Genomic DNA, 21,923 nt, shown 5'->3' on the forward strand with positions numbered 1-21,923 from the left:
GTAGGTTGAAGGTCATGGAAAACGAAGCTCTCGTCCGATTGGTGGTCTTTGCAGGCCTGTTCGCGCTCTTTGCTGCTGTGGAGGCCTTCGCCCCCCGCCGTAACCGCACACAAACGCGCAAAGCGCGCTGGACGACGAACTGGGCCATCATCATTCTTGATACCGTCACGCTGCGTGCGATGGCTGTATTCTTGCCACTCCTCGCCGTGGGCGCGGCTTATGACGCCTCATCTAAAGGCTGGGGGATTTTCAATACACTGGATTGGCCCGTTTGGATCGAAGTGGTGCTGGCCATCCTGATCCTTGATTTTGCAATCTGGGCGCAGCATCTGATTACGCACAAGGTACCGCTACTGTGGCGTCTGCATCAGGTCCACCACGCGGACGTCGACATAGACGTCACCACGGCCATCCGCTTTCACCCCATTGAGATCGGCCTGTCCATGCTGCTCAAGATCGGGCTGGTCTATGCCTTGGGCCCCGCAGCGGTGGCCGTCATCTTGTTCGAGATCATCCTGAACGGCACAGCCATGTTCAATCACGCAAACATCAAGCTGCCGCTACGGCTGGACGCAGTGCTTCGCCGCGTTCTTGTGACACCCGACATGCACCGCGTGCACCATTCGGTCCACCGCGCTGAACATGACAGCAACTACGGTTTTTCCCTATCAATCTGGGACCGCATGTTTCGCACCTACATTGCCCAACCGAGTGAGGGACACGACGACATGAAGATCGGGTTACGCTGGCAAGACGGCCGCCCGTCAAAACTCGGCTGGACCCTTGCCCTGCCATTTCGCAACAAATGACCTTGGACGAATTGCGCGCCCGCTGTCGTAACGTCAACTTGGACATTCTGGGGGCATTTCATCCCAAACCTGAAGACTTAGCCCCCGAAGGCTGCGGCACACTGGTGCTGCTCGGCCCGAATGAGCCTGGATTTTGGGACGCGTTCACAGCCTCACCTGAGTGGCGGGACGATGCTGCCGACCCTATGGATCGGTGGTCCCTTCGCGTCATCAACGACCTCGCGCAGCAGCTTCATGCGACCGCGCTGTTCCCCTTTGGTGGTCCTCCGTATCAGCCGTTCTTTCGCTGGGCCTTGGCATCGGGCCATGCGTGGCAAAGCCCCGTGTCGTTGCTCGTGCACGCAGAAGCCGGGTTAATGGTCTCTTACCGCGGCGCCTTGGCCCTGCCTGACCGGTTGGAGTTGCCACCGCCCTGTACACGCCCCTGCGATAGCTGTGCGGTCGAACCATGCCTGACGGCCTGCCCCTCCGGCGCGCTGACTGCGGCTGGCTATGACGTCCCCAAATGCCACGACCACCTCGATACGCCAGCAGGCCGAACGCAGCTGACCAAGGGCTGCAACGTGCGCCGCGCTTGCCCGCTGTCCCAAAGCTATGGCAGGGTGGAGGAACAGTCGGCGTATCACATGTCGATATTTCACAAGGGGGCCGCTACTTGAAACTCATCCTCACCCGCCACGCCAAATCCAGCTGGAACGACTTGACGCTGGACGATCACGACAGACCACTTAACGAGAGGGGGCAGTCAGCAGCACAACGGATGGGAAATTGGGTTCAGGGCCGCAGGCACACCCCCTCGCAAGTGCTGTCCTCAGACGCCGCCCGCGCCAAGGAAACCGCGGAGCTGATGATCTATGAGATGGGAAATGCACCGAGCCTCACTCTAGACGCGGGCCTTTATCATGCCTCTGCAGATACCATTCTTGCCCGCATTCAGCGCGCGCCTAAGGGTGATTTGATGATTGTAGGGCACAATCCCGGAATGGCGGAGCTGGCGGCGCGTATCGTGGACGTGCGCCCGGTGCACGACCGCTTTTCGGTCTACCCGACGACAGCAACCTTGATCACCGAAGTACCAGTAGATGACTGGGCTGATCTGAAATTTGGCATGGCGCGTGTCATACAGTTCATCGTCCCGCGCGAACTGAAAGAGCTGAACACAGCCTAGAACCTGTACATCGAATGCAAAAAAGGCCCCGACAAATACTCGGGGCCTTTTTTGTGTTTTTTCTCAGCCTTAGTGACCCAAAATCTGGCTCAGGAACAATTGTGTACGTTCCGATTTGGGGTTGTTGAAGAATTCTTCCGGCTCGTTCTGCTCCACAATTTGTCCCGCATCCATGAAGATCACGCGGTTGGCAACCTGACGTGCGAAGCCCATTTCGTGGGTCACACAGAGCATGGTCATGCCTTCTTCCGCCAGCTCGATCATGGTGTCGAGCACCTCTTTGATCATCTCGGGGTCAAGCGCAGATGTCGGTTCGTCGAACAGCATAATGCGTGGCTGCATGCACAAAGAACGCGCGATCGCCACACGCTGCTGCTGGCCACCCGAAAGCTGACCGGGGTACTTGTCGGCCTGCTCAGGAATTTTGACCTTCTCAAGGAAATGCATCGCGATTTCTTCGGCTTCTTTCTTAGGTGTTTTGCGCACCCAGATCGGTGCCAGCGTGCAGTTCTCCAAAATGGTGAGATGTGGGAACAGGTTGAAGTGCTGGAAGCACATGCCAACCTCGGAGCGGATTTTGTCGATGTTTTTCAGATCGGACGACAGCACCGTGCCATCCACAACGATCTTGCCCTTCTGGTGCTCTTCCAGCGCGTTAATGCACCGGATGAGTGTGGATTTACCCGAGCCGGACGGCCCGCAGATCACGATACGTTCGCCGCGCTGCACGGTCAGATCAATATCGCGCAGCACGTGAAACGTGCCGTACCACTTGTTCATGTTCGTGATCTCGATCGCGACTTCGTCGGAGACCGTCATTTGGGATGCTTGGTTCATTGTTAAGGTCTCCTTAGTGGTGGCTGGTGTTGAGCTGACGCTCTAGCCACTGGGAATATTGCGAGATCGAGTAGCACACGACGAAGAAGAGCAAGGCACCAAAGCCGTACACTTCCCAGTAAACACTGGTCCACTCGGTCGAGTTTTGAATGGGGCCACGGATCATACCGACCAGATCGAACATCGAGATGATCGACACTAGCGTGGTATCCTTGAACAGCCCCACCGCGACATTCACGATGCCTGGAATAGAGATTTTCAAAGCCTGCGGCAGAATGATCAAACGGGTCGCTTGGTTGTAGTTCAGACCAAGACTATCCGCTGCCTCGTATTGACCTTTCGGCAGGGCCGCGAGGCCCCCACGGATCACCTCGGCAATATATGCCGCAGAGAACAACGTGATCATGATGATAACGCGCAAGATCAGATCGAAGTTGGATTCAGGCGGCAGGAAATACGCGAGCATCACGTTCGCCACGAACAGCAGCGTGATCAATGGAACGCCACGGATAAACTCGATGAACACCACACAGACGCCCTTGATCAGCGGCATAGGCGATTGACGACCAAGTGCAAGCAAGATGCCCAAAGGCACCGACAACGACACGCAGATCGTACCCAACAACATGTTGAGCATGAAGCCCCCCATGTCACGCGATGCAACGGCTTCCAGCTCAATCGGAACGACCGAATTCAGCGCCATCCAGATCGGAGCCAGCAAGAAGCTGAAGGCGACGTATGCGAACAGCAGGGACGCCACGATTGATACCAGCCCGCCATCCTCAAAGCTGTTGTAGATCGCGTAGCCCACGAAGATGCCCATAGGAACACAGAACACGAACGCGAAAACAGCCATGACCCAGAACACGCCATAGGCAATCGTTGCAATAGCACCTTCGGTGCCGACCGAGTTCGCGATGAACACCAACTCTTTTGCACCGATGAACAGCAAGTAGGCCAAGCCAATGCCACAAATCCCGCCGATGACAGCCGACACGATCTGGCGAAAGTTGACGGGGATTTGCGCAGAGATCAGCCGGAATACCAGCACGGTCGCGATGATCAGCCCCAGAATAGTCAACGGGAACCAAAGTGACCCGCCCCAAATCAGCCAGAACGCCAAGAAGGGGTAGAAGGCTGTGAAGAACAGCAACTTGCGGGGCAGCGACGCAAACAATGCTGGCGCGGCGGCAACAACCAACAGGATGAAGGCCACCAGAATGCGCCAGTACCCGTCAGGCGGGTACTTAAAGCCAAAGACCAAGTGGTCCCACCGATCAACGAGTACCGCAAAGCAAGCACCCGTTGCGCCGTCCAAGATGTCGAGACATTCCTTACGGCTGCTGGCCTCCCAAACACCGTTATAGAACCACGGGAAGACGAAGACGGCGAAGCGCGCCACAAAGTAGATCGCGACTAATGTCAGGACAGTGTTGAACACCCCCGAGAACAAGTTCTCACGAACCCACTTTACGGCACCGGCCTCTGTAACAGGTGGCGGGGACGGTGGAATTTGCGTTTCGCGAACGAAGGCGACGGTTTGAGCGTGTGTATCTGACATCTCAGCGTTCCTTCAGCTTCATTGAGTTGTTGTAGATATTCATGAAGAACGAAATCGCCAGCGAGATGATGAGGTAAAACAGCATCAGCAGCAGCACGGATTCAATGGCACGTCCGGTTTGAAGCAAAGTAATGCCCCCCAGCGTTCCCGTCAGATCCATGTAGCCCACTGCAATAGCCAGCGAGGAGTTCTTGGTAATGTTTAGGTACTGCGAAATCAGCGGCGGGATAATGACCCGCAGCGCTTGCGGCAAGATCACAAGGTTCATAATCCGACCCGGACGGAGTCCCAGCGCGCCAGCGGCTTCGCTTTGGCCTTTGGAGATCGCCAAAATACCGGCCCGCACGTTCTCAGCGATAAAGGCACCCGTGTAAATTGCCAACGCAAACCACAGGGCAATCAGCGATCCCCGAATTTGTGCGCCACCTTGAAAGTTGAAACCTTTCAACGCAGGGTAGTCCAACGTAATGGGCGATCCGAGCACAATCTGCGCCAGGATTGCAGGGATAAAGAACAGCGCGACAGACGGCCAGAAGGTCGGCACCATCTTACCGTGATCGAAGAGCTGTTTGCGCGCGTAGCGGCGGTACATGAAGATGCCAACGATTGAAGCAAGGAAGACGCCGACAACCAGGAGGGAGCCCGGCCCCCAGATAGGGGCAGGCAGATAAACACCACGGTTGGTGACCGCGATGGAATCAAACAACCACATCGACGCGGTCGCATTGTCACCGCGGAACGCCCGTGGCGCGGGCGTGGCGTTGATCATTATTGAGAAAATGATGAGAATCCAGATCAGCACCGGCACGTTGCGGAAGATTTCCACGTAGAACGCCATGATTTTGCGCACCAGCCAGTTTGGCGACAGGCGCAGAACGCCGGCAACGACGCCGATGATGGTGGCTGTGACGCAGCCAAGAACCGCCACGATGAGCGTATTCAGCAGCCCGACCATAGCGGCGCGGCCATGGGTATCCTGACTGTCGTAGGAAATCGGGCGTTGGTTGATGTCGTAACCAGCCTGCGCGCCAAGAAAATCGTAGGAGATGTTCAACCCGGCCTCAGCCAGATTTCGCACAAGATTGCCGCCGATAAAGGCCATGGTCGCGATGATCGCTACCAGCGCGATGAACTGAAATGTAAGAGAGCGGTAGCGCGTATCGTTCAACAGCATAGAAAGCCGGAACGACTCCTTATGGGGGTCGGCTATTGTCGTCATCTGGGACGTTCCCTGTCTAGGCCGGCGCTTATGAAATGCACGTCATTTGCGCGTGCGGTGCTGCCAGCTCTTTATTGTTTTGGTCTGGTGTCTTGGAGGTGAAAAGGGGCGCGAAACAATCGCGCCCCCTTCCGATCAGGTTCTAGCGGAACGGTGGCGAGTAGATCAGGCCGCCGTCAGTCCACTGTGCGTTCAAGCCACGGGCCAGACCGATTGGGGTCGCAGCGCCGATGTTTTGCTCGAAGATTTCGCCGTAGTTACCAGCAACACCCAGTGCAGCTTTTGCCCAGCCAGCGTCCAGGCCCAGCATGGAACCCAGTTCACCTTCGGTGCCCAGAAGACGGTTGATCTCCGGGTTCTCGGTACCTGCGGACAGCTCTTCAAGGTTCACGGAAGTCACGTTCAGCTCTTCAGCGGAGATCAGTGCGTTCAGTGTCCAACGCGCGATATCTGCCCATTCGTTGTCGCCGTGACGGACCAGCGGGCCGAGTGGCTCTTTCGAGATGATTTCTGGCAGCAGAACGTGTGCTGTTGGGTCTTCGAAGTTCGCACGCTGAGCAGCCAGAGCGGATGCGTCAGTTGTGTAAACGTCACAAGCGCCAGCGATGTACTGCTGAACAGCTTCTGCACCGGTTTCGATCGGAACTGGCTCATAAGAGATGTTGTTCGCGCGGAAGAAGTCCGCGAGGTTCAGCTCTGTTGTTGTACCAGTTTGGATACAAACGGTCGCGCCGTCCAGATCTTTAGCGGATGCAACGCCCAGCTCTTTTGGAACCATGAAGCCTTGGCCATCGTAGTAGTTTACGCCGATGAATTCGAACTTCAGGTCAACGTCACGGGAGAATGTCCAAGTCGTGTTACGTGCCAACAGGTCGATTTCGCCGGAAGCCAGCGCGGTGAAGCGTGTCTTACCAGTTGTCGGAACAAACTCGACAGCATTGCCGTCACCCAGAACAGCAGCGGCAACAGCGCGGCAAACTGCAACGTCGAAACCCTGCCATACACCGCTTGCGTCTGGCTCAGCAAAGCCTGGAACGCCAGTCGTCACGCCGCAGTTCAGCTTGCCGCGTGCTTTTACTTCGTCAAGCGTGGCTGCCGATGCACCGCCGGCAACGATGCCAGCAACTGTCAGGGCGCCAAGAAAAACGGATTTTTTCATATTTACCTCTTCCTGATGGTCCACCCCTTTTGGCGGGGCGGTTTTTCCGGCCGAGTGAAAGGCCGGTATAGATACGAAGGGATGCAATATCCCTTGGTGAGCCTGAATAAGGGCAAATCGGCGAACGAACGTCAAGGTAATACGCCAGATTTCCCCTAGGTCAGCGGGGGCATTTTTTCATGAAAAATAGCGGCTTTGATGAAAAAAGGAGAGAAAGTATCACATTATTAGCCATTTCGCGCCAACCTCAGGCACATAGCCGGAAGAAGGCCTCCGCGCGGATCAGATCCCGTTTTTTTAGCGCTGCTTGGGCTTCTGCCTCTTCATCAGCCCCCCATTGCGCGATTTGCCAGCTTTCATCGATTCGACTTAAGTCCCATACCTGTTCGGCTGTAAGTCTGTCTCGGGTGACCGCGAGTCCGAGAATCAACGAGCCAGAGATCGCCACGAGATCATGGAAAGCGGTCAGCTGAAACGCATCGAAATCAGCCACATGGGCATGCAACGTTGCAAGCGATTTAGGGTCTTGCGGCGCGTGCATAACTCCGGTGCGCAGCAAAAGCGGCGCGCCAAGGTCAGTGGCGGACCAATCGACGAGCGGATCCCAGCCAGCAGCCTGAGCAGCCACCAATCCATCCGGACCCTCCGCACGATAGCATAGCAAATCGCTGTCTCCGTAAGCCGACAACATATCTACGACCTCGGCGTGTTGCGTCGCTACCTTATCCAGCGCCGCGTTCGCCGCACGGGTGACGGGCATGCTCAGCGGGTCGACCTTCTCGACTTGGGCGTCCCATTCGGCGCGCATGGCATCGGCCATAGCCTGCGTCGGAACGATCACCGGCGTCTTCAAAGGTGTCCGCACAGGCCGACCATCCAGATGCACGGCGAAGCCACCATCGACCTCCTCAGCGCTTACATTTTTCCAAAAGCGTTTCGCGGCCCAATCACTCATAGGGAAGCTCTCCAAATCTTGTTCAAGGCGGCGTCGAGGTCCGCATAGTCATCTATCAACAGGTTTGCACGGGGCTGCAGGACTTCGGCTGTGTGGTAGCCCCAGCATACTCCCACGGACGCGATTTTTGCGTTGTTAGCCATGTCCATGTCGTAGCTCGTGTCACCAATCATCACCGTATGGGCCGCCTCAACGCCTGCGTCATACATGCAGCGCTCCAGCATGGAGGGATGCGGCTTGGAGGGATGATCATCGGCAACCTGCGTCGTCACAAAAAAGTGGCGCAACTTATGGGCGTCCAGCAGATGATCCAAACCCCTGCGCGACTTGCCAGTCGCAATGCCCAGCAAAACGTTGTCTTGCGCGTGAAGCCGCTTAATCGCGTCCAGCGCACCTGGGTAGAGCGGGCTGCTATCCGTGCTTTTACGCAGCTTGCGCGAGGTCCTGAACGACGTCTTATACCCCTCAACCAGTGTATCGCCGTGCGCACCATACAGCGCGGGCGCAAGCTTCTGGAACGCCGCTGGCAACGACAGGCCGACAATGCCCAATATCTCGGCCCGCGACGGCACCGGCTGACCGATGGCAGTGAACGTTGTCGTCATCGCTGCGACGATGTCGTCTTGACTATCCACCAGCGTCCCGTCGACGTCAAAAATGACGAGCTTTAGCTCTGCCATTTCTCATCCGCATCGAAGGGGTCATTCGGCACATCGTTCTCGGTCCAGCCAAGGAAGTCCCACGTGCGCTGCATGTGATCCGGCAATTCGGCGCGAAGGGTCACAATCTTGCCAGTCACCGGATGTTCAAACTCAAGCGACCGCGCGTGCAGGTGCATCTTCTTGCTAATCTCATCACCCAGCTGGGAGCCCCAGCCGTCACCCATGTTTTCCTGACCAGACCCGCCGTATTTGCCATCACCCACGATAGGATGACCCATTTCAGCCATATGCGCGCGCAGTTGGTGCGTTCGACCCGTTACCGGAACCAACGCCATCCATGATGCCCGTTGCCCGAGGAAGCAAAGCGTTGCGTAGTCTGTCTGCGCGCGTTTTGCGTTCGGAGTCTGTGCGACCTCGTTCGGGTGGACGCAGTGCATCTTCTCGCCCTCGCCGCCTTTACCATGGCCGGGCGCTTTCATGAGGCCGTATTTGATCGTCCCGATCTTCGGGTATGGGACGCCAGCGACCATCGCCCAGTAGATCTTGCGCGTGCCGTGGTGACGGAAAGCAGCTGTCAACGCTGTCGCCATCGCAGGCGTACGCGCCAAAACCAACACGCCAGAGGTATCTTTATCCAAGCGGTGAACAAGTCGCGGTGTGTCATGCCGATCAAAGCTTAGCGCCGCCGCCATACCGTCAACATGCCGCGTCGTCTTTGAACCGCCCTGAACCGCCAAACCTGGTGGTTTATTCAAAGCGATAATGTGGTCATCCTTATAGATCACGCAGTTGCGGATCATCTCCGCGTCAGCCTTGGAGACGTGCGGCATGCGCGTCTGCGCCTCCATGTCCTCCTCAGTCGGGAGCGGCGGGATACGCACCTCTTGCCCCGGCCCGACGCGGGTGTTCGATTTTACGCGCCCACCGTCAACGCGAATCTCGCCCTTGCGGCACATCTTCTCGATGCGGCCCTGAGGAACATGCGGGAATTGCTTGCGGAACCAACGGTCGAGCCGCTGCTCTGCCTCGTCGGGGCCAATTTTCAGGGTTTGTACCTTGCTCATGCGAATAGTCCTCTGGCGATCATCACGCCTGCGATCAGTCCAGCGATGGACAGTGTAACGGAAGCGAGCACGTATAGACCGGCTGCGCCCGTCTGGCCACGCTCAAATAGGGTGTATGCCTCTAGGGAAAAGGCTGAAAACGTCGTGAAGCCACCCAAAAGGCCGGTCATCACGAAGGGGTTCAAGTGTGTGTTGGCGGTTTTGGCCGCAAACACAACGAAGAGCCCCATCACAAAGCTGCCCACCACGTTGACCGATAGCACCGCCAGCGGAAACCCCGAGCCGGACAGCTTGAGAACGCCAACGCTCGCCAGAAACCGCAGCGCAGCGCCAATGGCCCCACCAAGGGCAACTTGAAGAGTGGTGTAAAACATGGGCGTTCTCTGTGCCCTGCTTAGGCCAGAGTCAAGTTTCGCGTTTCGCCCGCAGCTTGGTAAAGTAATCAACCCGCCGCTTCAATTCCCTCTCGAACCCGCGCTCGACCGGTGTGTAGTAAACGCCGCGCTTCATGGTTTCAGGAAAGTAGTTCTGCCCAGAAAAGGCGTCTTCCGCGTCATGATCATACGCATAACCATCGCCGTAGCCTTGATCCTTCATCAGAGCCGTCGGCGCATTCAAGATGTGTTTGGGTGGAGGTTCGGACCCAGTTTTCTTGGCTGCGGCCATCGCGTTCTTATACGCCGCATAGCCCGCGTTCGATTTCGGGGCGAGCGCCAGATAGGTGACGGCCTGCGCCAGCGCCAACTCCCCCTCTGGCGAGCCTAGACGTTCATAAGTTTCCCACGCATCAAGGCAAACGCGATGCGCATTCGTGTCTGCCAACCCGATATCCTCAACCGCCATACGGGTAATGCGGCGTGCCAGATATCTGGGATCTTCGCCGCCCGTCAACATGCGGGCATACCAGTAGAGCGCCGCGTCAGGGTCAGAACCGCGCACGGATTTGTGTAATGCGCTGATCAAGTTGTAATGGCTATCACCCGACTTGTCGTATTGCGCCGCGCGGCGCATCAGACGTTTCCCCAAACCTTCTGGCGTCAGCTTTTCACTCAATGTCCAAGCGCTGATTTGCTCGATCAAATTAAGTAAGCTTCGCCCGTCTCCGTCCGCCATTTCCAAAAGGGCCGCGCGGGCCTCCGGATCAAGCAGCAGCGGCTTGTTGAAGTCTTTCTCGGCGCGCTGCGCCAGTCGTTCCAAATCGGCCAAGGACAACCGCGTGAGCACCAGAACCTGTGCGCGTGACAGCACAGCGGCATTCAACTCGAACGACGGGTTCTCGGTGGTGGCCCCCACTAACAAGATCGTGCCATCTTCCATATACGGCAGAAAGCCGTCCTGTTGCGCTTTGTTGAAGCGGTGGATCTCGTCCACGAAGAGCAACGTCCCCTGCCCGTTTTCACGACGGACTTTGGCCGCTTCGAAAATCTTCTTCAGATCGGGGACGCCGGTAAAAATCGCACTTATCTGAACAAAATTCAGATCAGTCTCATCAGCCAGCAACCGCGCGATCGTTGTCTTCCCGACACCCGGCGGCCCCCAAAAGATCAGCGATGAGAGCGCGCCCGACGCCAGCATAACGCCAAGTGGGCTGTCAGGGCCTAGCACTTGCTCTTGCCCTATTACCTCGCCCAACGTCTTTGGCCTAAGCCTGTCGGCCAGAGGTTGCATTTTCGAAGGGGCTTTCGCGCCCGTGTCAAAGAGATCCGCCACTAGATACGGAACCGGTAGGAGAAGCGTTGACCGCCGCGCACGCCATCAATGCGCCAATTTCGAGAGCGCGCCTCGGAGGCTTCATCCACGTCCTTAGTGGTCTCTACCACATCGCCGTTGATCGCGCTCAAAACGTCCCCGACGCGCAAGCCCACGCGGGCTAACGGCCCGTCGATATTCAAGACAACGACGCCCTCCGACACGGAGGTCGGTAGCTTTAACTCCGACTGAACGGCCGGGTTGATGTTTGCAACTGTAAGACCGGCCAAGGTGCCGCCGCGTATCGTGCGGGTGTCGCGGTCCGGCGTGTCCGGGGCCACGATCAACCCAACGTCTACAGTTTGGATTTCACCGTCGGACAGATACTCGACTTCTATCATGCCGCCCACAGGGCGCACCGACATTCGAAATAACATCTCCGCAGGGGTGTTAACCGGCTGTCCGTCCACCGAAAGCACTATATCGCCCGCCTCTAAGCCAGCGGTCGCAAAGGGGCTGGCTGCGTGCATTGAGGTGATCACCACCCCTTCCGGCACGCTGAGGCCGAACCCTTCCGCCAAAGAGTAATCAACGGCTTGACCGTAGATGCCCGCCCAAGCCTGTGTGAATGTCTCATTACCCGCACGCGCCTGCTCCACGTACCGCGCCACTAGGTTGGCTGGGATAGCGAAGCCCACCCCGTTTGAGCCGCCAGAACGCGTCAGGATGGAGGTATTCACCCCGATGAGTTGCCCCTTCGCGTCGATCAACGCGCCGCCGGAGTTGCCTGGGTTAATGGCAGCGTCAGTTTGCAAAAAGTAGCCGCGTGCATTTCCTGTCGCCATGCCGGATCGCGCCAACCCTGAAACGATACCGGAGGTCACGGTTTGGCCAATCCCGAACGGGTTCCCAATCGCCAGCGCCAACTCGCCCACTTCAACATCATCGCTGTCGCGAAGATCGAGATGCGGCAACGGCGTGTCGGAGTTGATCTTGAGGATTGCCAGATCGCTGTCTTGGTCCGCCAAAAGTATCTCCGCCTCAAATTCGCGGCGATCGGTCAGAACCACACGGATTTCAGTGGCCATCCCCACGACGTGATAGTTCGACACGACGATCCCGTCGTCCGACAAGATCACGCCAGAGCCGAGCGAGTTCTGCACCCTTGGTCGCGTCGCACCAAAGCCGCGAAACAGCTCTTCAAACATCGGGTTGCCGCGAAACGGGCTTTCGGATTGCTGAACAACGCGGTTAGCAAAAATGTTTACAACGGCGGGCGCCGCCTCTTTGACCAGAGGTGCGAAGCTTAGGCTAATCTCTGCTTGGCTTTCGGGCACTTTAACCTGCGCAGACACCGGCAAGACAAATGCTAGACTAACAAGAACAGGTAGAAACAGGCGCATGAGGTCCCCCAAACTGTTGTGTGCATCTGATATGCAGCCGCGGCATGGGAAATTCAATGCATATGCTGCGTTACAGTTCACCCTCGTAGGCCAAACGGCGACGACGACGCTCTTCCAGAATTTCCAGCCTCGGATACCATTTGTAGCGTTTATCTTCTAGCGTCTTGCTCCAGAACAGCTTTCCGCCATACCGCCAAGGATCGAGCACGATTGCATCATACATGCTGTCCCCCTTGGCCGAAATCAGCGCGGTGCTGTGCGAAATCAGGATCGGGTTCAAGCCGTTGGCAATTGCGCGGTGAACCTCCAGAGTTTCAAAGTTCTGGCTGTTCAGCCTGGCCTGCAGATCTTCAGCCCAGTGCCAGCACAAACCACGCGGGCGCGCGCCTCTGTTGACCTTGCGATTGTGGGCAAGCGGCGTATCTGTGACGCCGTACTGCGCTGCGAGTTCAATCGGGTACTCATACGCAATATGCGCCGCACGGCGCGCCTCATCTGGGTCGACGTGATCGCCAAGGGCCGCAATGCTGGCCGCGAGTGCCGCGATGTCGGCATCGGTTGGCGGGGGCGGTCCGCCCTCGCGCGCACTGCAGGCGGCCAGCGTAATTGCCATCAACGGAGCGAAGAGAAACGTACGTCTAAAAATGGTCTCGCCTCATGAGTTTACCGGTTTTCACGATACCTATTCGGCGCGCTTCCAGTTGTCGAGCGGATGACCAAAAAGTGAAAAACCCCGCCGGTTCGGGCGGGGTTGTCCAGTTGCTACATGTGCAGCGAATTATGCGGAAGCTTCTTCTGCTTCAAGGCGGGCCTTGTCAGCAGCACCTTTGGCCGAGACGTCGCGGTCGACGAACTCGATGATCGCCATTGGCGCCATGTCGCCGTAACGGAAGCCGGCTTTCATGACACGCACGTAACCACCTTGGCGGTCTTTGTAGCGTGGGCCCAAAACTTCGAACAGCTTGGCGACATCTTTGTCTTGTACCAGCTTGGAAGCTGCCTGACGGCGGGCGTGCAGATCGCCACGTTTCGCCAAAGTGATCAGCTTTTCGATGATCGGACGAAGCTCTTTAGCTTTCGGCAATGTTGTTTTGATTTGCTCATGCTCGATGAGCGAGCCGCACATGTTGATGAACAGCGCTTTGCGGTGCTCGTGTGTGCGGTTTAAGCGGCGATAGCCTCGTGCGTGACGCATTTGGTCGTTCCTTCTACTATACTTTGTACGGGTCACCGATGCGTGTCGGTGCCTCTGTTGGGGCAGGATTGCCCATATATTCCCGGTCATTGCGCCGGAATTGGTGGGGTCCGCCGACCAGGCGAACCCCGAAACTTTTAGAACGCGTCTTCGAATTTCTTAGCAAGATCTTCGATGTTCTCCGGTGGCCAATCCACGATGTCCATCCCGAGATGCAAGCCCATGCCAGACAGCACTTCCTTGATCTCGTTGAGGGACTTGCGACCAAAGTTCGGAGTGCGGAGCATCTCGGCTTCGGTCTTTTGGATCAGGTCGCCAATGTAGACGATGTTGTCGTTCTTCAGACAGTTTGCCGAACGCACAGACAGTTCCAGCTCGTCCACCTTCTTCAGCAGAAGCGGGTTGAACTCTAGCTCGTCTTCGTCGTCCTGCGCACGTGCGGATTCTGGCTCGTCGAAGTTGACGAAGATGCCCAACTGGTCCTGCAAAATGCGTGCCGCGTAAGCCACAGCATCGTCAGGTGTCAGGGAGCCGTCAGTTTCGACTTTCATGGTCAGCTTGTCATAGTCGAGCACTTGACCTTCGCGGGTCGGCTGCACGTCGTAAGACACTTTCTTGACCGGCGAGAAAATCGCGTCGATCGGGATCAGGCCGATTGGCGCGTCTTCCGGCTTGTTCTTGTCAGCGGAGACGTAACCTTTGCCCGTGTTTACTGTCAGCTCCATGAACAGCTCTGCGCCGTCATCAAGGTGGCAGATCACGTGGTCGCGGTTCAGAACCTCGATACCAGCGGAGTCAGAGATGTCACCAGCCGTTACAACTGCTGGCCCCTTCGCAGAAACCGACAGGCGCTTAGGCCCTTCGACTTCCATGCGGATAGCCACGCCTTTGAGGTTCAGGATCACGTCCGTCACGTCTTCGCGCACGCCAGCAATCGACGAGAACTCGTGCAGCACGTTGTCGATTTGCACCGACGTAATGGCAGCGCCTTGCAAGGAGCTCATCAGAACGCGACGCAGGGCGTTGCCCATGGTCAAGCCGAAGCCACGCTCCAGCGGCTCTGCAATAACGGTTGCTCTGCGCGCGGGGTCGTTACCTGGCTTAACGTCCAGTTGAGTTGGCTTAATCAGCTCTTGCCAATTTTTGTGGATCATGTGTGTCGCCTCCATGCTCGGCCGCAGATCATGTCCAAATCCGGGGCCACTCGAGGTTGAAATGACAAACACGGACCCCGCCCAAAATGAGGACGGGGACCGCGCGATAGAATAGGTGTCTTAGACGCGGCGTCGCTTAGGTGGGCGGCAGCCGTTGTGAGCCATAGGCGTCACGTCACGGATAGACGAGATTTGCAAGCCAGCAGCAGCCAACGCACGCAGCGCGGACTCACGTCCGGAGCCAGGGCCCTGAACTTCGACTTCCAAAGTTTTAACACCGTGCTCTTGAGCTTTGCGTGCTGCATCTTCAGCAGCCATCTGAGCGGCGTAAGGTGTCGATTTACGCGACCCTTTAAAGCCCATGGTCCCAGCGGAGGACCAAGAGATTGCATTGCCCTGAACGTCGGAGATCAGAATTTTTGTGTTGTTGAAGGAAGAGTTTACGTGCGCAACGCCAGCGGCGATATTCTTGCGGACCTTCTTCTTCGTGCGTACTTTTTCACGTGCCATAGATCAGATCTCCCCTTACTTCTTCTTGCCAGCAATGGCCTTTGCAGGGCCTTTGCGCGTGCGTGCGTTCGTGTGGGTCCGTTGACCGCGAACAGGGAGATTGCGACGGTGGCGAAGGCCACGGTAGCAACCCAGATCCATCAGACGTTTGATGTTAATGGTTGTCTCGCGACGCAGGTCGCCTTCGACGTTGTAGTTTTCGTCGATGTACTCACGCACTTTCAAAATCTCGGCGTCCGAGAGTTCGTTCATGCGACGTGTAGAGTCGATACCAACAGCTTCACAGATCTCTTTTGCAGAGGTGTGGCCGATGCCGGTAATGTAAGTCAGTGCGATGGGGACGCGCTTCGCGTCTGGCAGGTTAACGCCGGAAATACGTGCCAAGAGGCAATTCCTTTTCAGTCGCGGTTCCGTAGCTCCGGAACCTTTTTTCACAACGTAAGCCCGAAGGTTTTTCATAACCTGCGGGCTTGGCTTAGATATGGTCAGCACCGTTTCGGCTAGCTAGGCCGTGGCGCGATTCCCTTGCGGGATGATGCGGCTTAGGAGTTTTTTAACATGTGGTCAATAGCCTCCGCCGCCGCGCCTTAGTCTAGGCGTCCAAAATCTTTGAAATGGCCTTAGCAACCACGTCGATTTCGCCCAAACCGTTGATCGGGCTCAGGTCACCCTTGGCGTAGTAATAGCCAATCAGTGGAGACGTCTTTTTGTAGTATTCCATCAGGCGGGTGCGCAGGCTTTCTTCGTTGTCGTCCGCGCGGCGCTTGAATTCCGTCCCGCCACAATTGGCGCATTTGCCATCATCGGGGATCGGCTTCATCTGATCGTTGTAGACCTCGCCACAACTCGCACATGTAGACCGCGCAGTGATGCGCGCCACCAGCGCCTCATCGTCAACCCGCATCTCGATGACTGCATCAAGCGTGGTGCCGTGCTTCGCCAACAACTCACCTAACGCGTCTGCCTGCGGCAGTGTCCGCGGGAAGCCGTCAAAAATGAAACCACCAGCATGGTCGCCTTCAAGCTTCTCTTCGATCAGCCCGATGACGATCTCATCGGTGACCAGTTGGCCCGCATCCATGATGGCAGCAACCTTGTTGCCCATCTCTGTGCCGGAGCTTTTAGCCTCGCGTAGCATGTCCCCTGTGGACAGCTGCACCATGCCGCGTTCCGCGACCAACTTACGGGCTTGCGTGCCCTTCCCCGCGCCAGGCGGCCCAAGCAGAATGATATTCATCGACGCGACGGCCCTTTCGCTTTGGTTTTGCCATTGCGCTTCTTGCCGCGCAGTTGCGATTTTTCAATCAGACCTTCGTACTGATGCGCCAGCATGTGCGACTGAACCTGCTGGATGGTATCCATGGTCACCGACACAACGATCAGAACCGAGGTGCCCCCGAAATAAAACGGGATCGCTAGTTGGCTGCGCAGAATTTCAGGCAACAAGCAGACGGCAGCCAGATAGGCGGCACCCACAACGAGGATGCGGTTAACCACATATTCGAGATATTCGGCGGTGCGCTCGCCCGGACGGATGCCCGGAATGAAGCCGTTCTGCGACTTCAGGTTCTCTGCAACTTCCTCTGGCTTGAAAGCCACGTTGAAGGTGTAGAAATACGCGAAGAACACGATCATCGAGGTGAAGAACAGCAGGTACAGCGGTTGACCGGGGCCAAAGTAGGCCAGAATGGTCGCCATGACCTCACCAGTTTGCGCACCTGAGAAGGTGGACACAGTCGTCGGCAACAGCAGCAAGGACGACGCGAAAATCGCTGGGATAACGCCCGCTGGGTTTACCTTTACAGGTAGATGCGAGGAACCACCGTCATAGACCTTCATGCCAACTTGGCGGCGCGGGTACTGAATGTGAATCTTGCGCAACGCGCGTTCCATGAACACCACGAACATGATGGTCAGGACGACGACCAGCAGCACACCAACGATAACCGCTGGGCTGATGGAGCCGGAACGACCCTGTGCGAAGAACTGCGCGAGTGCGGCTGGGATTTCGGCGATGATACCAACAAAGATGATCAGCGAAATGCCGTTGCCGATGCCGCGTTGCGTGATCTGCTCACCCAACCACATCAGGAACATTGTGCCGCCCACAAGCGTAATCACCGCGCCTACGCGGAAGTACATGCCCGGATCAGTCGCCAAGCCAGAGCCTTCAAGACCGGCGGAGAGCCCGTAGGCTTGCAGCGTGGCCAAGAACACCGTGCCGTAGCGGGTGTATTGGTTAATTTTCTTGCGACCCTGTTCGCCCTCTTTCTTCAGCTGTTCCAGCTGAGGAACCATGGCGGTCATCAGCTGCACAATGATAGAGGCCGAAATATATGGCATGATGCCAAGGGCAAACAGGCCCATCCGGCCGATCGCACCGCCGGTGAACATGTTCAACACGCCACCGATGCCCTGCTGGGCTTGCTCGACGAACTGGCGCAAGGCGTCGGCGTCGATGCCCGGTACCGGAATGTAGGTGCCCAAACGGTAGACGATCAGCAGACCGATGGTGAAGAGAATGCGTTGGCGTAACTCGGTGGCCTTCCCGAAGGCGGACCAGCTCATGTTTTGTGCCATTTGCTCGGCGGCTGAAGCCATGTGCGTGGGTATCCCTGTCTAGATATGCACAGCGCCGCGAACGGGGCTCCCCGTCGCGGCGCTGGAAAACTTAAGAGGTATGTAAGGGGCGCATAAGCCCCTCACAAGGCTTATTCAGCAGCAGCCGCGGTGTTGAGCTTGCCGCCAGCTTTTTCCACAGCTTCAACAGCCGATTTGGAAGCGCCGGTAACAGTCAAAGTCACCTTGGATGTCAGATCGCCTTTCGCCAGAATGCGAACGCCGTCAAGCTTGCGACGCACGAGGCCTGCTTCAATCAAAGCGTCCTCGGTGATGTCGCCTTTGGCGTCCAATTTCTTGGCATCGATGAATTTCTGGATCATGCCGAGGTTCACAACAGCGAACGACTTCTTGTTGCGGGAGTTGAAGCCCCGCTTTGGAAGACGCATGTACAGTGGCATTTGGCCACCTTCGTAACCGTTCAGGGCAACGCCCGAGCGGGATTTTTGACCTTTGATACCACGGCCAGCCATTTTACCTTTGCCAGAGCCCGGGCCACGGCCCACGCGCTTTTTGGTTTTGGTGGCGCCTGGATTGTCGTGCAATTCGTGTAGTTTCATGTCGCTTCTCCTATTGCCGGAAGGGTCCTCGAAGCGAAATGGACCAAACGCGGCGTTTCTTGTTGATTCTGCAGGCCGAATGCCCACTGGGGGTGTTTAGGGGAGAGCGTAAGGTGTGGCAAGGGGCCTAAGTCCCCTCAAAACTATTCTGCGCTTAGCTTTTTGTGCGCGTCTACGTAAGCACGAAGCACCGAATGCATCTTCGTCAGATGCCCGCCCCCCTGAGACTTAAAGAACTCAAGGATATCGGGGTCTACACGCATGCTGACCGCCTTCTTTGTTTTCGGCAGTTCAACCTGTGCCGTCTCCCAGAAATCATCTGGGAGCTCAGGTGCTTCGGTCGCCTTCGCCGGAGAGGCAATCTCGCCTCGCTCCTTCATCGCGCGCAATTCCTCAAGGGATGCGGTTTTTGTATTGTTCATACTCTTTACGGCCTCCTTGCCACGCAGAGATAATACGGATGGTTTCACCACGCATCGTATATGTGACGGCATAGACGGTCTCGCCAACCATGCCGAGAGACATCAGCCGCGTTTCGCCGTAGTCCTGTCGAGTATCCTCTCTGATCAGAATAGGATTCTCAAAAATTAATGCTGCGTCGAGGAAATCGACACCATGTTTTGCATGATTGTGTTTGCGCTTATTTTCGTCCCATTCGAACACTTGAGGCGCCTCCGATAGGTTCAATCCATCCCTGTATGAGTAGCCTCTCCGTGACCTCTTATGGGTCTTGAGTGTGTATATACATCATGTATCCCATCACGTCAACGCGCAAAAACGCCCCGCTTTTCAGCGAGGCGTTTCAATTTTCTAGATAGCCGAAGAGGCAAGCCGAAGGGGCTTAGCCTTTTTCTTCGATGATCTCTACCATGTGTGGGATGCTCTCAACCATGCCGCGCACCGAAGGTGTGTCTTCCAGCTCGCGGGTTTTGTGCATCTTGTTCAGGCCCAGACCGATCAGCGTTGCACGCTGTTTTTGTGGGCGACGGATTGGCGAGCCAATCTGTTTTACAACGATAGTTTTAGCCATGTCTTAGGCCTCCGTTACAACTGGGGCTTGCTCGCCATCGGCCTTAGGGGCGTCATCGGAGCGAAGGATGTCAGCAACTTTCTTACCGCGACGCTGCGCAACCATACGAGGCGACGCTTCGTTCACGAGACCGTTCAAAGTAGCACGGATCATGTTGTAAGGGTTTTGCGAACCGATCGACTTTGCAACAACGTCTTGGACGCCGAGCATTTCGAACACAGCACGCATTGGACCACCCGCGATGATACCAGTACCTTGTGGTGCAGTGCGCATCACAACCTTACCAGCACCGTGACGGCCAGCTACATCGTGGTGCAGCGTGCGGCCTTCGCGCAGTGGAACGCGGATCATTTGGCGCTTGGCTTGTTCGGTGGCTTTGCGGATGGCCTCTGGGACCTCTTTCGCTTTACCTTTACCGAAGCCCACGCGGCCTTTTTGGTCGCCGACAACGACAAGTGCGGCGAAGCCAAAGCGCTTACCACCTTTAACGGTTTTGGATACGCGGTTGATTGCAACCAGACGATCTGCAAATTCGGGTGTTTCTTCCCGATCGCGGCGACCGCGATTTCCTTGTTCTCTTGCCATTGGGCAATTCCTTAATTTCTATGCGCTAGGCGCAGTTTGGTTCAATCGCAGTGGGCAAACGCCCCCCGATCATCGAGGCCATAAGACCTGCAAAAATGGGCACCCCCGAGGGAGTGCCCAAAGACTTAGATTTTCAGACCACCTTCACGGGCAGCTTCGGCCAAGGCCTTCACTTTACCGTGGAAGAGGAAGCCGCCGCGGTCGAAGTAAGCTTCGGACACACCAGCTTTTTTGGCGCGTTCCGCAATTGCGGCACCGACTTTGGAGGCAGCTTCGATGTTGTTCTTGCCAACGATGCCCAGATCCTTCTCGAGAGAAGAAGCGGAGGCCAGCGTTACGCCGTTCACATCATCAATCAGCTGAACGCTGATGTTTTTGTTGGAGCGGTGAACCGACAGACGCGCACGTCCGGCGTTTACCTTGCGAAGCTTGTTCCGAACGCGCAGGCGGCGTTTGATGAACAGATCACGTTTCGTGTTAGCCATTACTTCTTCTTCCCTTCTTTGCGGAAGACGAACTCGCCTTTGTAGCGGATGCCCTTGCCTTTGTAAGGCTCTGGCTTGCGCCACGCGCGGATGTTGGCAGCCACTTGGCCGACAACCTGCTCGTCAATCCCCTCGATGGTGATCTCGGTGGGCTTAGCAGCCACAACGGTCACACCCTCAGGCACTTCATAAACAACGTCATGTGACAGGCCGAGGTTCAGCTTCAGGTTTTTGCCTTCCATCGCGGCGCGGTAACCCACACCTTGAATTTCAAGCTCTTTCTTGAAGCCGTCCGTCACGCCGGTCACCAAGTTAGCGACCATAGTGCGGCTCATGCCCCACTGCTGGCGCGCGCGCTTGCTAGAACCACGAGGCGTGATGGTAACCACGTTGTCTTCGACAGCGAGTGTCACATCGTCGGTTGCTTTGAAGGTACGGACACCCTTGGGGCCCTTAACTTCGATGGTCTGGCCAGAAACGGACGCGGTGACGCCGGAAGGCAGATCGACTGGTTTTTTACCAATACGAGACATACTAGGCGCTCCTTAGAATACCGTGCAAAGCACTTCGCCGCCAACGTTCTGGCTGCGAGCATTTGCGTCCGACATCACACCGCGAGGCGTGCTGACAATCGACACACCCAGGCCCTGACGGACAACTGGGATGTCACTGGAACCCACGTAAACGCGACGGCCAGGCTTGGAAACCCGCTTCAGTTCGCGAATGACAGGAGTGCCTTCGTAATATTTCAGCTCAATGTTCAAAGCCGGGTGACCGTCTTTGCCCGTAGTCGCCTCATAGCCACGGATGTAGCCTTCGTCTGCAAGCACATCCAGAACCCGAGCACGAAGCTTGGACGCTGGCGTCTCTACAGTGGCTTTCCCGCGAAGCTGCGAGTTACGGATACGTGTGAGCATATCTGCGATAGGATCGTTCATAATCTAATGCCCTCCTTACCAGCTGGACTTAACCATGCCGGGGATCAGGCCAGCAGAGCCCAAGTCCCGCAACATGATCCGGGAAATCTTCAGCTTACGGTAGTAAGCGTGAGGACGGCCGGTCAGTTGGCAGCGGTTATGCAAACGCGTAGCCGAGCTGTTGCGCGGCAGTTCAGCCAATTTCAGACGCGCTTTGAAGCGCTCTTCCATTGGTTTCTCTTGGTCGTTTGCGATAGCAAGCAGAGCAGCACGTTTAGCGGCGTATTTCTTCACCAGCTTTTCGCGCTTCTTCTCGCGTTCGATCATTGCTTTTTTAGCCAT

General features: G+C 56.6%; 29 protein-coding genes. 3 read left to right on the plus strand and 26 right to left on the minus strand.

Going from position 1 to position 21,923, the window contains the following annotated elements; genetic code table 11:
* The first annotated feature begins 14 nt into the window (after nt 1-14).
* The 3 genes from BLW66_RS11915 to BLW66_RS11925 are packed head-to-tail and all read left to right on the plus strand — an operon-like array spanning nt 15 to nt 1,977.
* Nucleotides 15-809, plus strand: coding sequence for a sterol desaturase family protein (locus BLW66_RS11915; RefSeq protein ID WP_089947381.1), 795 nt, complete (start codon nt 15-17; stop codon nt 807-809).
* A complete protein-coding gene (locus tag BLW66_RS11920; RefSeq protein ID WP_089947382.1) occupies nt 806-1,468 on the plus strand; it encodes a ferredoxin in 663 nt (220 codons plus the stop codon). Before BLW66_RS11915 ends, BLW66_RS11920 begins: the two co-directional genes overlap by 4 nt.
* The gene (locus tag BLW66_RS11925; protein ID WP_170833470.1) at nt 1,465-1,977 is read left to right on the plus strand and encodes a SixA phosphatase family protein; all 513 of its coding nucleotides are present in this window, start codon (nt 1,465-1,467) and stop codon (nt 1,975-1,977) included. The genes BLW66_RS11920 and BLW66_RS11925 overlap by 4 nt, the downstream gene beginning before the upstream one ends.
* Nucleotides 1,978-2,046: 69 nt before the next feature.
* On the opposite strand, the gene BLW66_RS11930 is transcribed toward BLW66_RS11925, so the two are convergent.
* The 26 genes from BLW66_RS11930 to rpsN form a co-directional block, all read right to left on the minus strand.
* Complete coding sequence (locus BLW66_RS11930; RefSeq protein WP_089947384.1) at nt 2,047-2,814, minus strand: amino acid ABC transporter ATP-binding protein; 768 nt, start codon at nt 2,812-2,814, stop codon at nt 2,047-2,049.
* 13 nt (nt 2,815-2,827) lie between these two features.
* Complete coding sequence (locus tag BLW66_RS11935) at nt 2,828-4,375, minus strand: amino acid ABC transporter permease (protein ID WP_089947385.1); 1,548 nt, start codon at nt 4,373-4,375, stop codon at nt 2,828-2,830.
* A 1-nt stretch (nt 4,376) separates the two neighbouring features.
* Nucleotides 4,377-5,594, minus strand: coding sequence for an amino acid ABC transporter permease (locus tag BLW66_RS11940; protein ID WP_089947386.1), 1,218 nt, complete (start codon nt 5,592-5,594; stop codon nt 4,377-4,379).
* A 142-nt stretch (nt 5,595-5,736) separates the two neighbouring features.
* Nucleotides 5,737-6,753: an amino acid ABC transporter substrate-binding protein gene (locus BLW66_RS11945; RefSeq protein WP_089947387.1), complete on the minus strand. Its 1,017-nt coding sequence runs from the start codon at nt 6,751-6,753 to the stop codon at nt 5,737-5,739.
* Nucleotides 6,754-7,000: 247 nt separating this feature from the next.
* Nucleotides 7,001-7,708 (minus strand): ATP12 family chaperone protein, encoded by a 708-nt coding sequence (locus BLW66_RS11950; protein ID WP_089947388.1) that lies wholly within the window; start codon nt 7,706-7,708, stop codon nt 7,001-7,003.
* On the minus strand, nt 7,705-8,388 hold the full coding sequence (locus tag BLW66_RS11955; protein WP_089947389.1) for an HAD-IA family hydrolase: 684 nt from the start codon (nt 8,386-8,388) through the stop codon (nt 7,705-7,707). Before BLW66_RS11955 ends, BLW66_RS11950 begins: the two co-directional genes overlap by 4 nt.
* Nucleotides 8,376-9,434 carry an RluA family pseudouridine synthase gene (locus tag BLW66_RS11960; protein WP_089947390.1) on the minus strand — a complete coding sequence of 353 codons (1,059 nt, stop codon included), beginning with the start codon at nt 9,432-9,434 and terminating at the stop codon, nt 8,376-8,378. The genes BLW66_RS11955 and BLW66_RS11960 overlap by 13 nt, the downstream gene beginning before the upstream one ends.
* Nucleotides 9,431-9,808, minus strand: a complete 378-nt coding sequence (gene crcB, locus BLW66_RS11965) for a fluoride efflux transporter CrcB (RefSeq protein ID WP_089947391.1) — start codon at nt 9,806-9,808, stop codon at nt 9,431-9,433. Before crcB ends, BLW66_RS11960 begins: the two co-directional genes overlap by 4 nt.
* Before the next feature lie 31 nt (nt 9,809-9,839).
* A complete protein-coding gene (locus BLW66_RS11970) occupies nt 9,840-11,144 on the minus strand; it encodes a replication-associated recombination protein A (RefSeq protein ID WP_089947392.1) in 1,305 nt (434 codons plus the stop codon).
* Nucleotides 11,144-12,526: a trypsin-like peptidase domain-containing protein gene (locus tag BLW66_RS11975; RefSeq protein ID WP_089947393.1), complete on the minus strand. Its 1,383-nt coding sequence runs from the start codon at nt 12,524-12,526 to the stop codon at nt 11,144-11,146. The genes BLW66_RS11970 and BLW66_RS11975 overlap by 1 nt, the downstream gene beginning before the upstream one ends.
* Before the next feature lie 70 nt (nt 12,527-12,596).
* Entirely contained in the window at nt 12,597-13,139 is a 543-nt protein-coding gene (locus BLW66_RS11980) for a hypothetical protein (protein ID WP_089947394.1), read from the minus strand.
* A gap of 165 nt (nt 13,140-13,304) precedes the next feature.
* On the minus strand, nt 13,305-13,721 hold the full coding sequence (rplQ, locus tag BLW66_RS11985) for a 50S ribosomal protein L17 (protein WP_089947395.1): 417 nt from the start codon (nt 13,719-13,721) through the stop codon (nt 13,305-13,307).
* Nucleotides 13,722-13,858: 137 nt separating this feature from the next.
* Nucleotides 13,859-14,875 carry a DNA-directed RNA polymerase subunit alpha gene (locus BLW66_RS11990; RefSeq protein ID WP_089947396.1) on the minus strand — a complete coding sequence of 339 codons (1,017 nt, stop codon included), beginning with the start codon at nt 14,873-14,875 and terminating at the stop codon, nt 13,859-13,861.
* A 120-nt stretch (nt 14,876-14,995) separates the two neighbouring features.
* A complete protein-coding gene (rpsK, locus tag BLW66_RS11995; RefSeq protein ID WP_089947397.1) occupies nt 14,996-15,385 on the minus strand; it encodes a 30S ribosomal protein S11 in 390 nt (129 codons plus the stop codon).
* A gap of 15 nt (nt 15,386-15,400) precedes the next feature.
* Entirely contained in the window at nt 15,401-15,769 is a 369-nt protein-coding gene (gene rpsM, locus BLW66_RS12000) for a 30S ribosomal protein S13 (protein WP_089947398.1), read from the minus strand.
* A gap of 208 nt (nt 15,770-15,977) precedes the next feature.
* Nucleotides 15,978-16,622: an adenylate kinase gene (locus tag BLW66_RS12005; RefSeq protein WP_089947399.1), complete on the minus strand. Its 645-nt coding sequence runs from the start codon at nt 16,620-16,622 to the stop codon at nt 15,978-15,980.
* On the minus strand, nt 16,619-17,986 hold the full coding sequence (gene secY, locus BLW66_RS12010; RefSeq protein WP_089947400.1) for a preprotein translocase subunit SecY: 1,368 nt from the start codon (nt 17,984-17,986) through the stop codon (nt 16,619-16,621). Before secY ends, BLW66_RS12005 begins: the two co-directional genes overlap by 4 nt.
* 110 nt (nt 17,987-18,096) lie before the next feature.
* On the minus strand, nt 18,097-18,564 hold the full coding sequence (gene rplO, locus BLW66_RS12015; protein WP_089947401.1) for a 50S ribosomal protein L15: 468 nt from the start codon (nt 18,562-18,564) through the stop codon (nt 18,097-18,099).
* A gap of 143 nt (nt 18,565-18,707) precedes the next feature.
* Nucleotides 18,708-18,986 carry a BrnA antitoxin family protein gene (locus tag BLW66_RS12020; RefSeq protein ID WP_089947402.1) on the minus strand — a complete coding sequence of 93 codons (279 nt, stop codon included), beginning with the start codon at nt 18,984-18,986 and terminating at the stop codon, nt 18,708-18,710.
* Nucleotides 18,958-19,227 (minus strand): BrnT family toxin, encoded by a 270-nt coding sequence (locus BLW66_RS12025; protein WP_089947403.1) that lies wholly within the window; start codon nt 19,225-19,227, stop codon nt 18,958-18,960. The genes BLW66_RS12020 and BLW66_RS12025 overlap by 29 nt, the downstream gene beginning before the upstream one ends.
* Nucleotides 19,228-19,405: 178 nt before the next feature.
* Complete coding sequence (gene rpmD / locus BLW66_RS12030) at nt 19,406-19,594, minus strand: 50S ribosomal protein L30 (protein ID WP_089947404.1); 189 nt, start codon at nt 19,592-19,594, stop codon at nt 19,406-19,408.
* A gap of 3 nt (nt 19,595-19,597) precedes the next feature.
* Nucleotides 19,598-20,179, minus strand: coding sequence for a 30S ribosomal protein S5 (gene rpsE / locus BLW66_RS12035; RefSeq protein ID WP_089947405.1), 582 nt, complete (start codon nt 20,177-20,179; stop codon nt 19,598-19,600).
* Nucleotides 20,180-20,304: 125 nt separating this feature from the next.
* On the minus strand, nt 20,305-20,664 hold the full coding sequence (gene rplR / locus BLW66_RS12040; protein ID WP_089947406.1) for a 50S ribosomal protein L18: 360 nt from the start codon (nt 20,662-20,664) through the stop codon (nt 20,305-20,307).
* Complete coding sequence (gene rplF / locus BLW66_RS12045; RefSeq protein WP_089947407.1) at nt 20,664-21,197, minus strand: 50S ribosomal protein L6; 534 nt, start codon at nt 21,195-21,197, stop codon at nt 20,664-20,666. Before rplF ends, rplR begins: the two co-directional genes overlap by 1 nt.
* A gap of 12 nt (nt 21,198-21,209) precedes the next feature.
* On the minus strand, nt 21,210-21,602 hold the full coding sequence (gene rpsH, locus BLW66_RS12050; RefSeq protein WP_089947408.1) for a 30S ribosomal protein S8: 393 nt from the start codon (nt 21,600-21,602) through the stop codon (nt 21,210-21,212).
* A 15-nt stretch (nt 21,603-21,617) separates the two neighbouring features.
* Nucleotides 21,618-21,923: a 30S ribosomal protein S14 gene (gene rpsN, locus BLW66_RS12055; RefSeq protein WP_073142245.1), complete on the minus strand. Its 306-nt coding sequence runs from the start codon at nt 21,921-21,923 to the stop codon at nt 21,618-21,620.

Origin of the sequence: Litoreibacter albidus, assembly GCF_900107015.1 — a bacterium.
Classification (GTDB): Bacteria; Pseudomonadota; Alphaproteobacteria; order Rhodobacterales; family Rhodobacteraceae; genus Litoreibacter; species Litoreibacter albidus.

Excerpts from the sequence above, each read along its gene's own strand:
- BLW66_RS11915 (WP_089947381.1), top strand. The coding sequence starts at position 15 with ATGGAAAACGAAGCTCTCGTCCGATTGGTGGTCTTTGCAGGCCTGTTC.
- BLW66_RS11920 (WP_089947382.1), top strand. The coding sequence starts at position 806 with ATGACCTTGGACGAATTGCGCGCCCGCTGTCGTAACGTCAACTTGGAC.
- BLW66_RS11930 (WP_089947384.1), bottom strand. The coding sequence starts at position 2,814 with ATGAACCAAGCATCCCAAATGACGGTCTCCGACGAAGTCGCGATCGAG.
- BLW66_RS11935 (WP_089947385.1), bottom strand. The coding sequence starts at position 4,375 with ATGTCAGATACACACGCTCAAACCGTCGCCTTCGTTCGCGAAACGCAA.
- BLW66_RS11940 (WP_089947386.1), bottom strand. The coding sequence starts at position 5,594 with ATGACGACAATAGCCGACCCCCATAAGGAGTCGTTCCGGCTTTCTATG.
- BLW66_RS11945 (WP_089947387.1), bottom strand. The coding sequence starts at position 6,753 with ATGAAAAAATCCGTTTTTCTTGGCGCCCTGACAGTTGCTGGCATCGTT.
- BLW66_RS11950 (WP_089947388.1), bottom strand. The coding sequence starts at position 7,708 with ATGAGTGATTGGGCCGCGAAACGCTTTTGGAAAAATGTAAGCGCTGAG.
- BLW66_RS11955 (WP_089947389.1), bottom strand. The coding sequence starts at position 8,388 with ATGGCAGAGCTAAAGCTCGTCATTTTTGACGTCGACGGGACGCTGGTG.
- BLW66_RS11960 (WP_089947390.1), bottom strand. The coding sequence starts at position 9,434 with ATGAGCAAGGTACAAACCCTGAAAATTGGCCCCGACGAGGCAGAGCAG.
- crcB (WP_089947391.1), bottom strand. The coding sequence starts at position 9,808 with ATGTTTTACACCACTCTTCAAGTTGCCCTTGGTGGGGCCATTGGCGCT.
- BLW66_RS11975 (WP_089947393.1), bottom strand. The coding sequence starts at position 12,526 with ATGCGCCTGTTTCTACCTGTTCTTGTTAGTCTAGCATTTGTCTTGCCG.
- BLW66_RS11980 (WP_089947394.1), bottom strand. The coding sequence starts at position 13,139 with ATGGCAATTACGCTGGCCGCCTGCAGTGCGCGCGAGGGCGGACCGCCC.
- rplQ (WP_089947395.1), bottom strand. The coding sequence starts at position 13,721 with ATGCGTCACGCACGAGGCTATCGCCGCTTAAACCGCACACACGAGCAC.
- BLW66_RS11990 (WP_089947396.1), bottom strand. The coding sequence starts at position 14,875 with ATGATCCACAAAAATTGGCAAGAGCTGATTAAGCCAACTCAACTGGAC.
- rpsK (WP_089947397.1), bottom strand. The coding sequence starts at position 15,385 with ATGGCACGTGAAAAAGTACGCACGAAGAAGAAGGTCCGCAAGAATATC.
- BLW66_RS12005 (WP_089947399.1), bottom strand. The coding sequence starts at position 16,622 with ATGAATATCATTCTGCTTGGGCCGCCTGGCGCGGGGAAGGGCACGCAA.
- secY (WP_089947400.1), bottom strand. The coding sequence starts at position 17,986 with ATGGCTTCAGCCGCCGAGCAAATGGCACAAAACATGAGCTGGTCCGCC.
- rplO (WP_089947401.1), bottom strand. The coding sequence starts at position 18,564 with ATGAAACTACACGAATTGCACGACAATCCAGGCGCCACCAAAACCAAA.
- BLW66_RS12020 (WP_089947402.1), bottom strand. The coding sequence starts at position 18,986 with ATGAACAATACAAAAACCGCATCCCTTGAGGAATTGCGCGCGATGAAG.
- rpmD (WP_089947404.1), bottom strand. The coding sequence starts at position 19,594 with ATGGCTAAAACTATCGTTGTAAAACAGATTGGCTCGCCAATCCGTCGC.
- rpsE (WP_089947405.1), bottom strand. The coding sequence starts at position 20,179 with ATGGCAAGAGAACAAGGAAATCGCGGTCGCCGCGATCGGGAAGAAACA.
- rplR (WP_089947406.1), bottom strand. The coding sequence starts at position 20,664 with ATGGCTAACACGAAACGTGATCTGTTCATCAAACGCCGCCTGCGCGTT.
- rplF (WP_089947407.1), bottom strand. The coding sequence starts at position 21,197 with ATGTCTCGTATTGGTAAAAAACCAGTCGATCTGCCTTCCGGCGTCACC.
- rpsH (WP_089947408.1), bottom strand. The coding sequence starts at position 21,602 with ATGAACGATCCTATCGCAGATATGCTCACACGTATCCGTAACTCGCAG.
- rpsN (WP_073142245.1), bottom strand. The coding sequence starts at position 21,923 with ATGGCTAAAAAAGCAATGATCGAACGCGAGAAGAAGCGCGAAAAGCTG.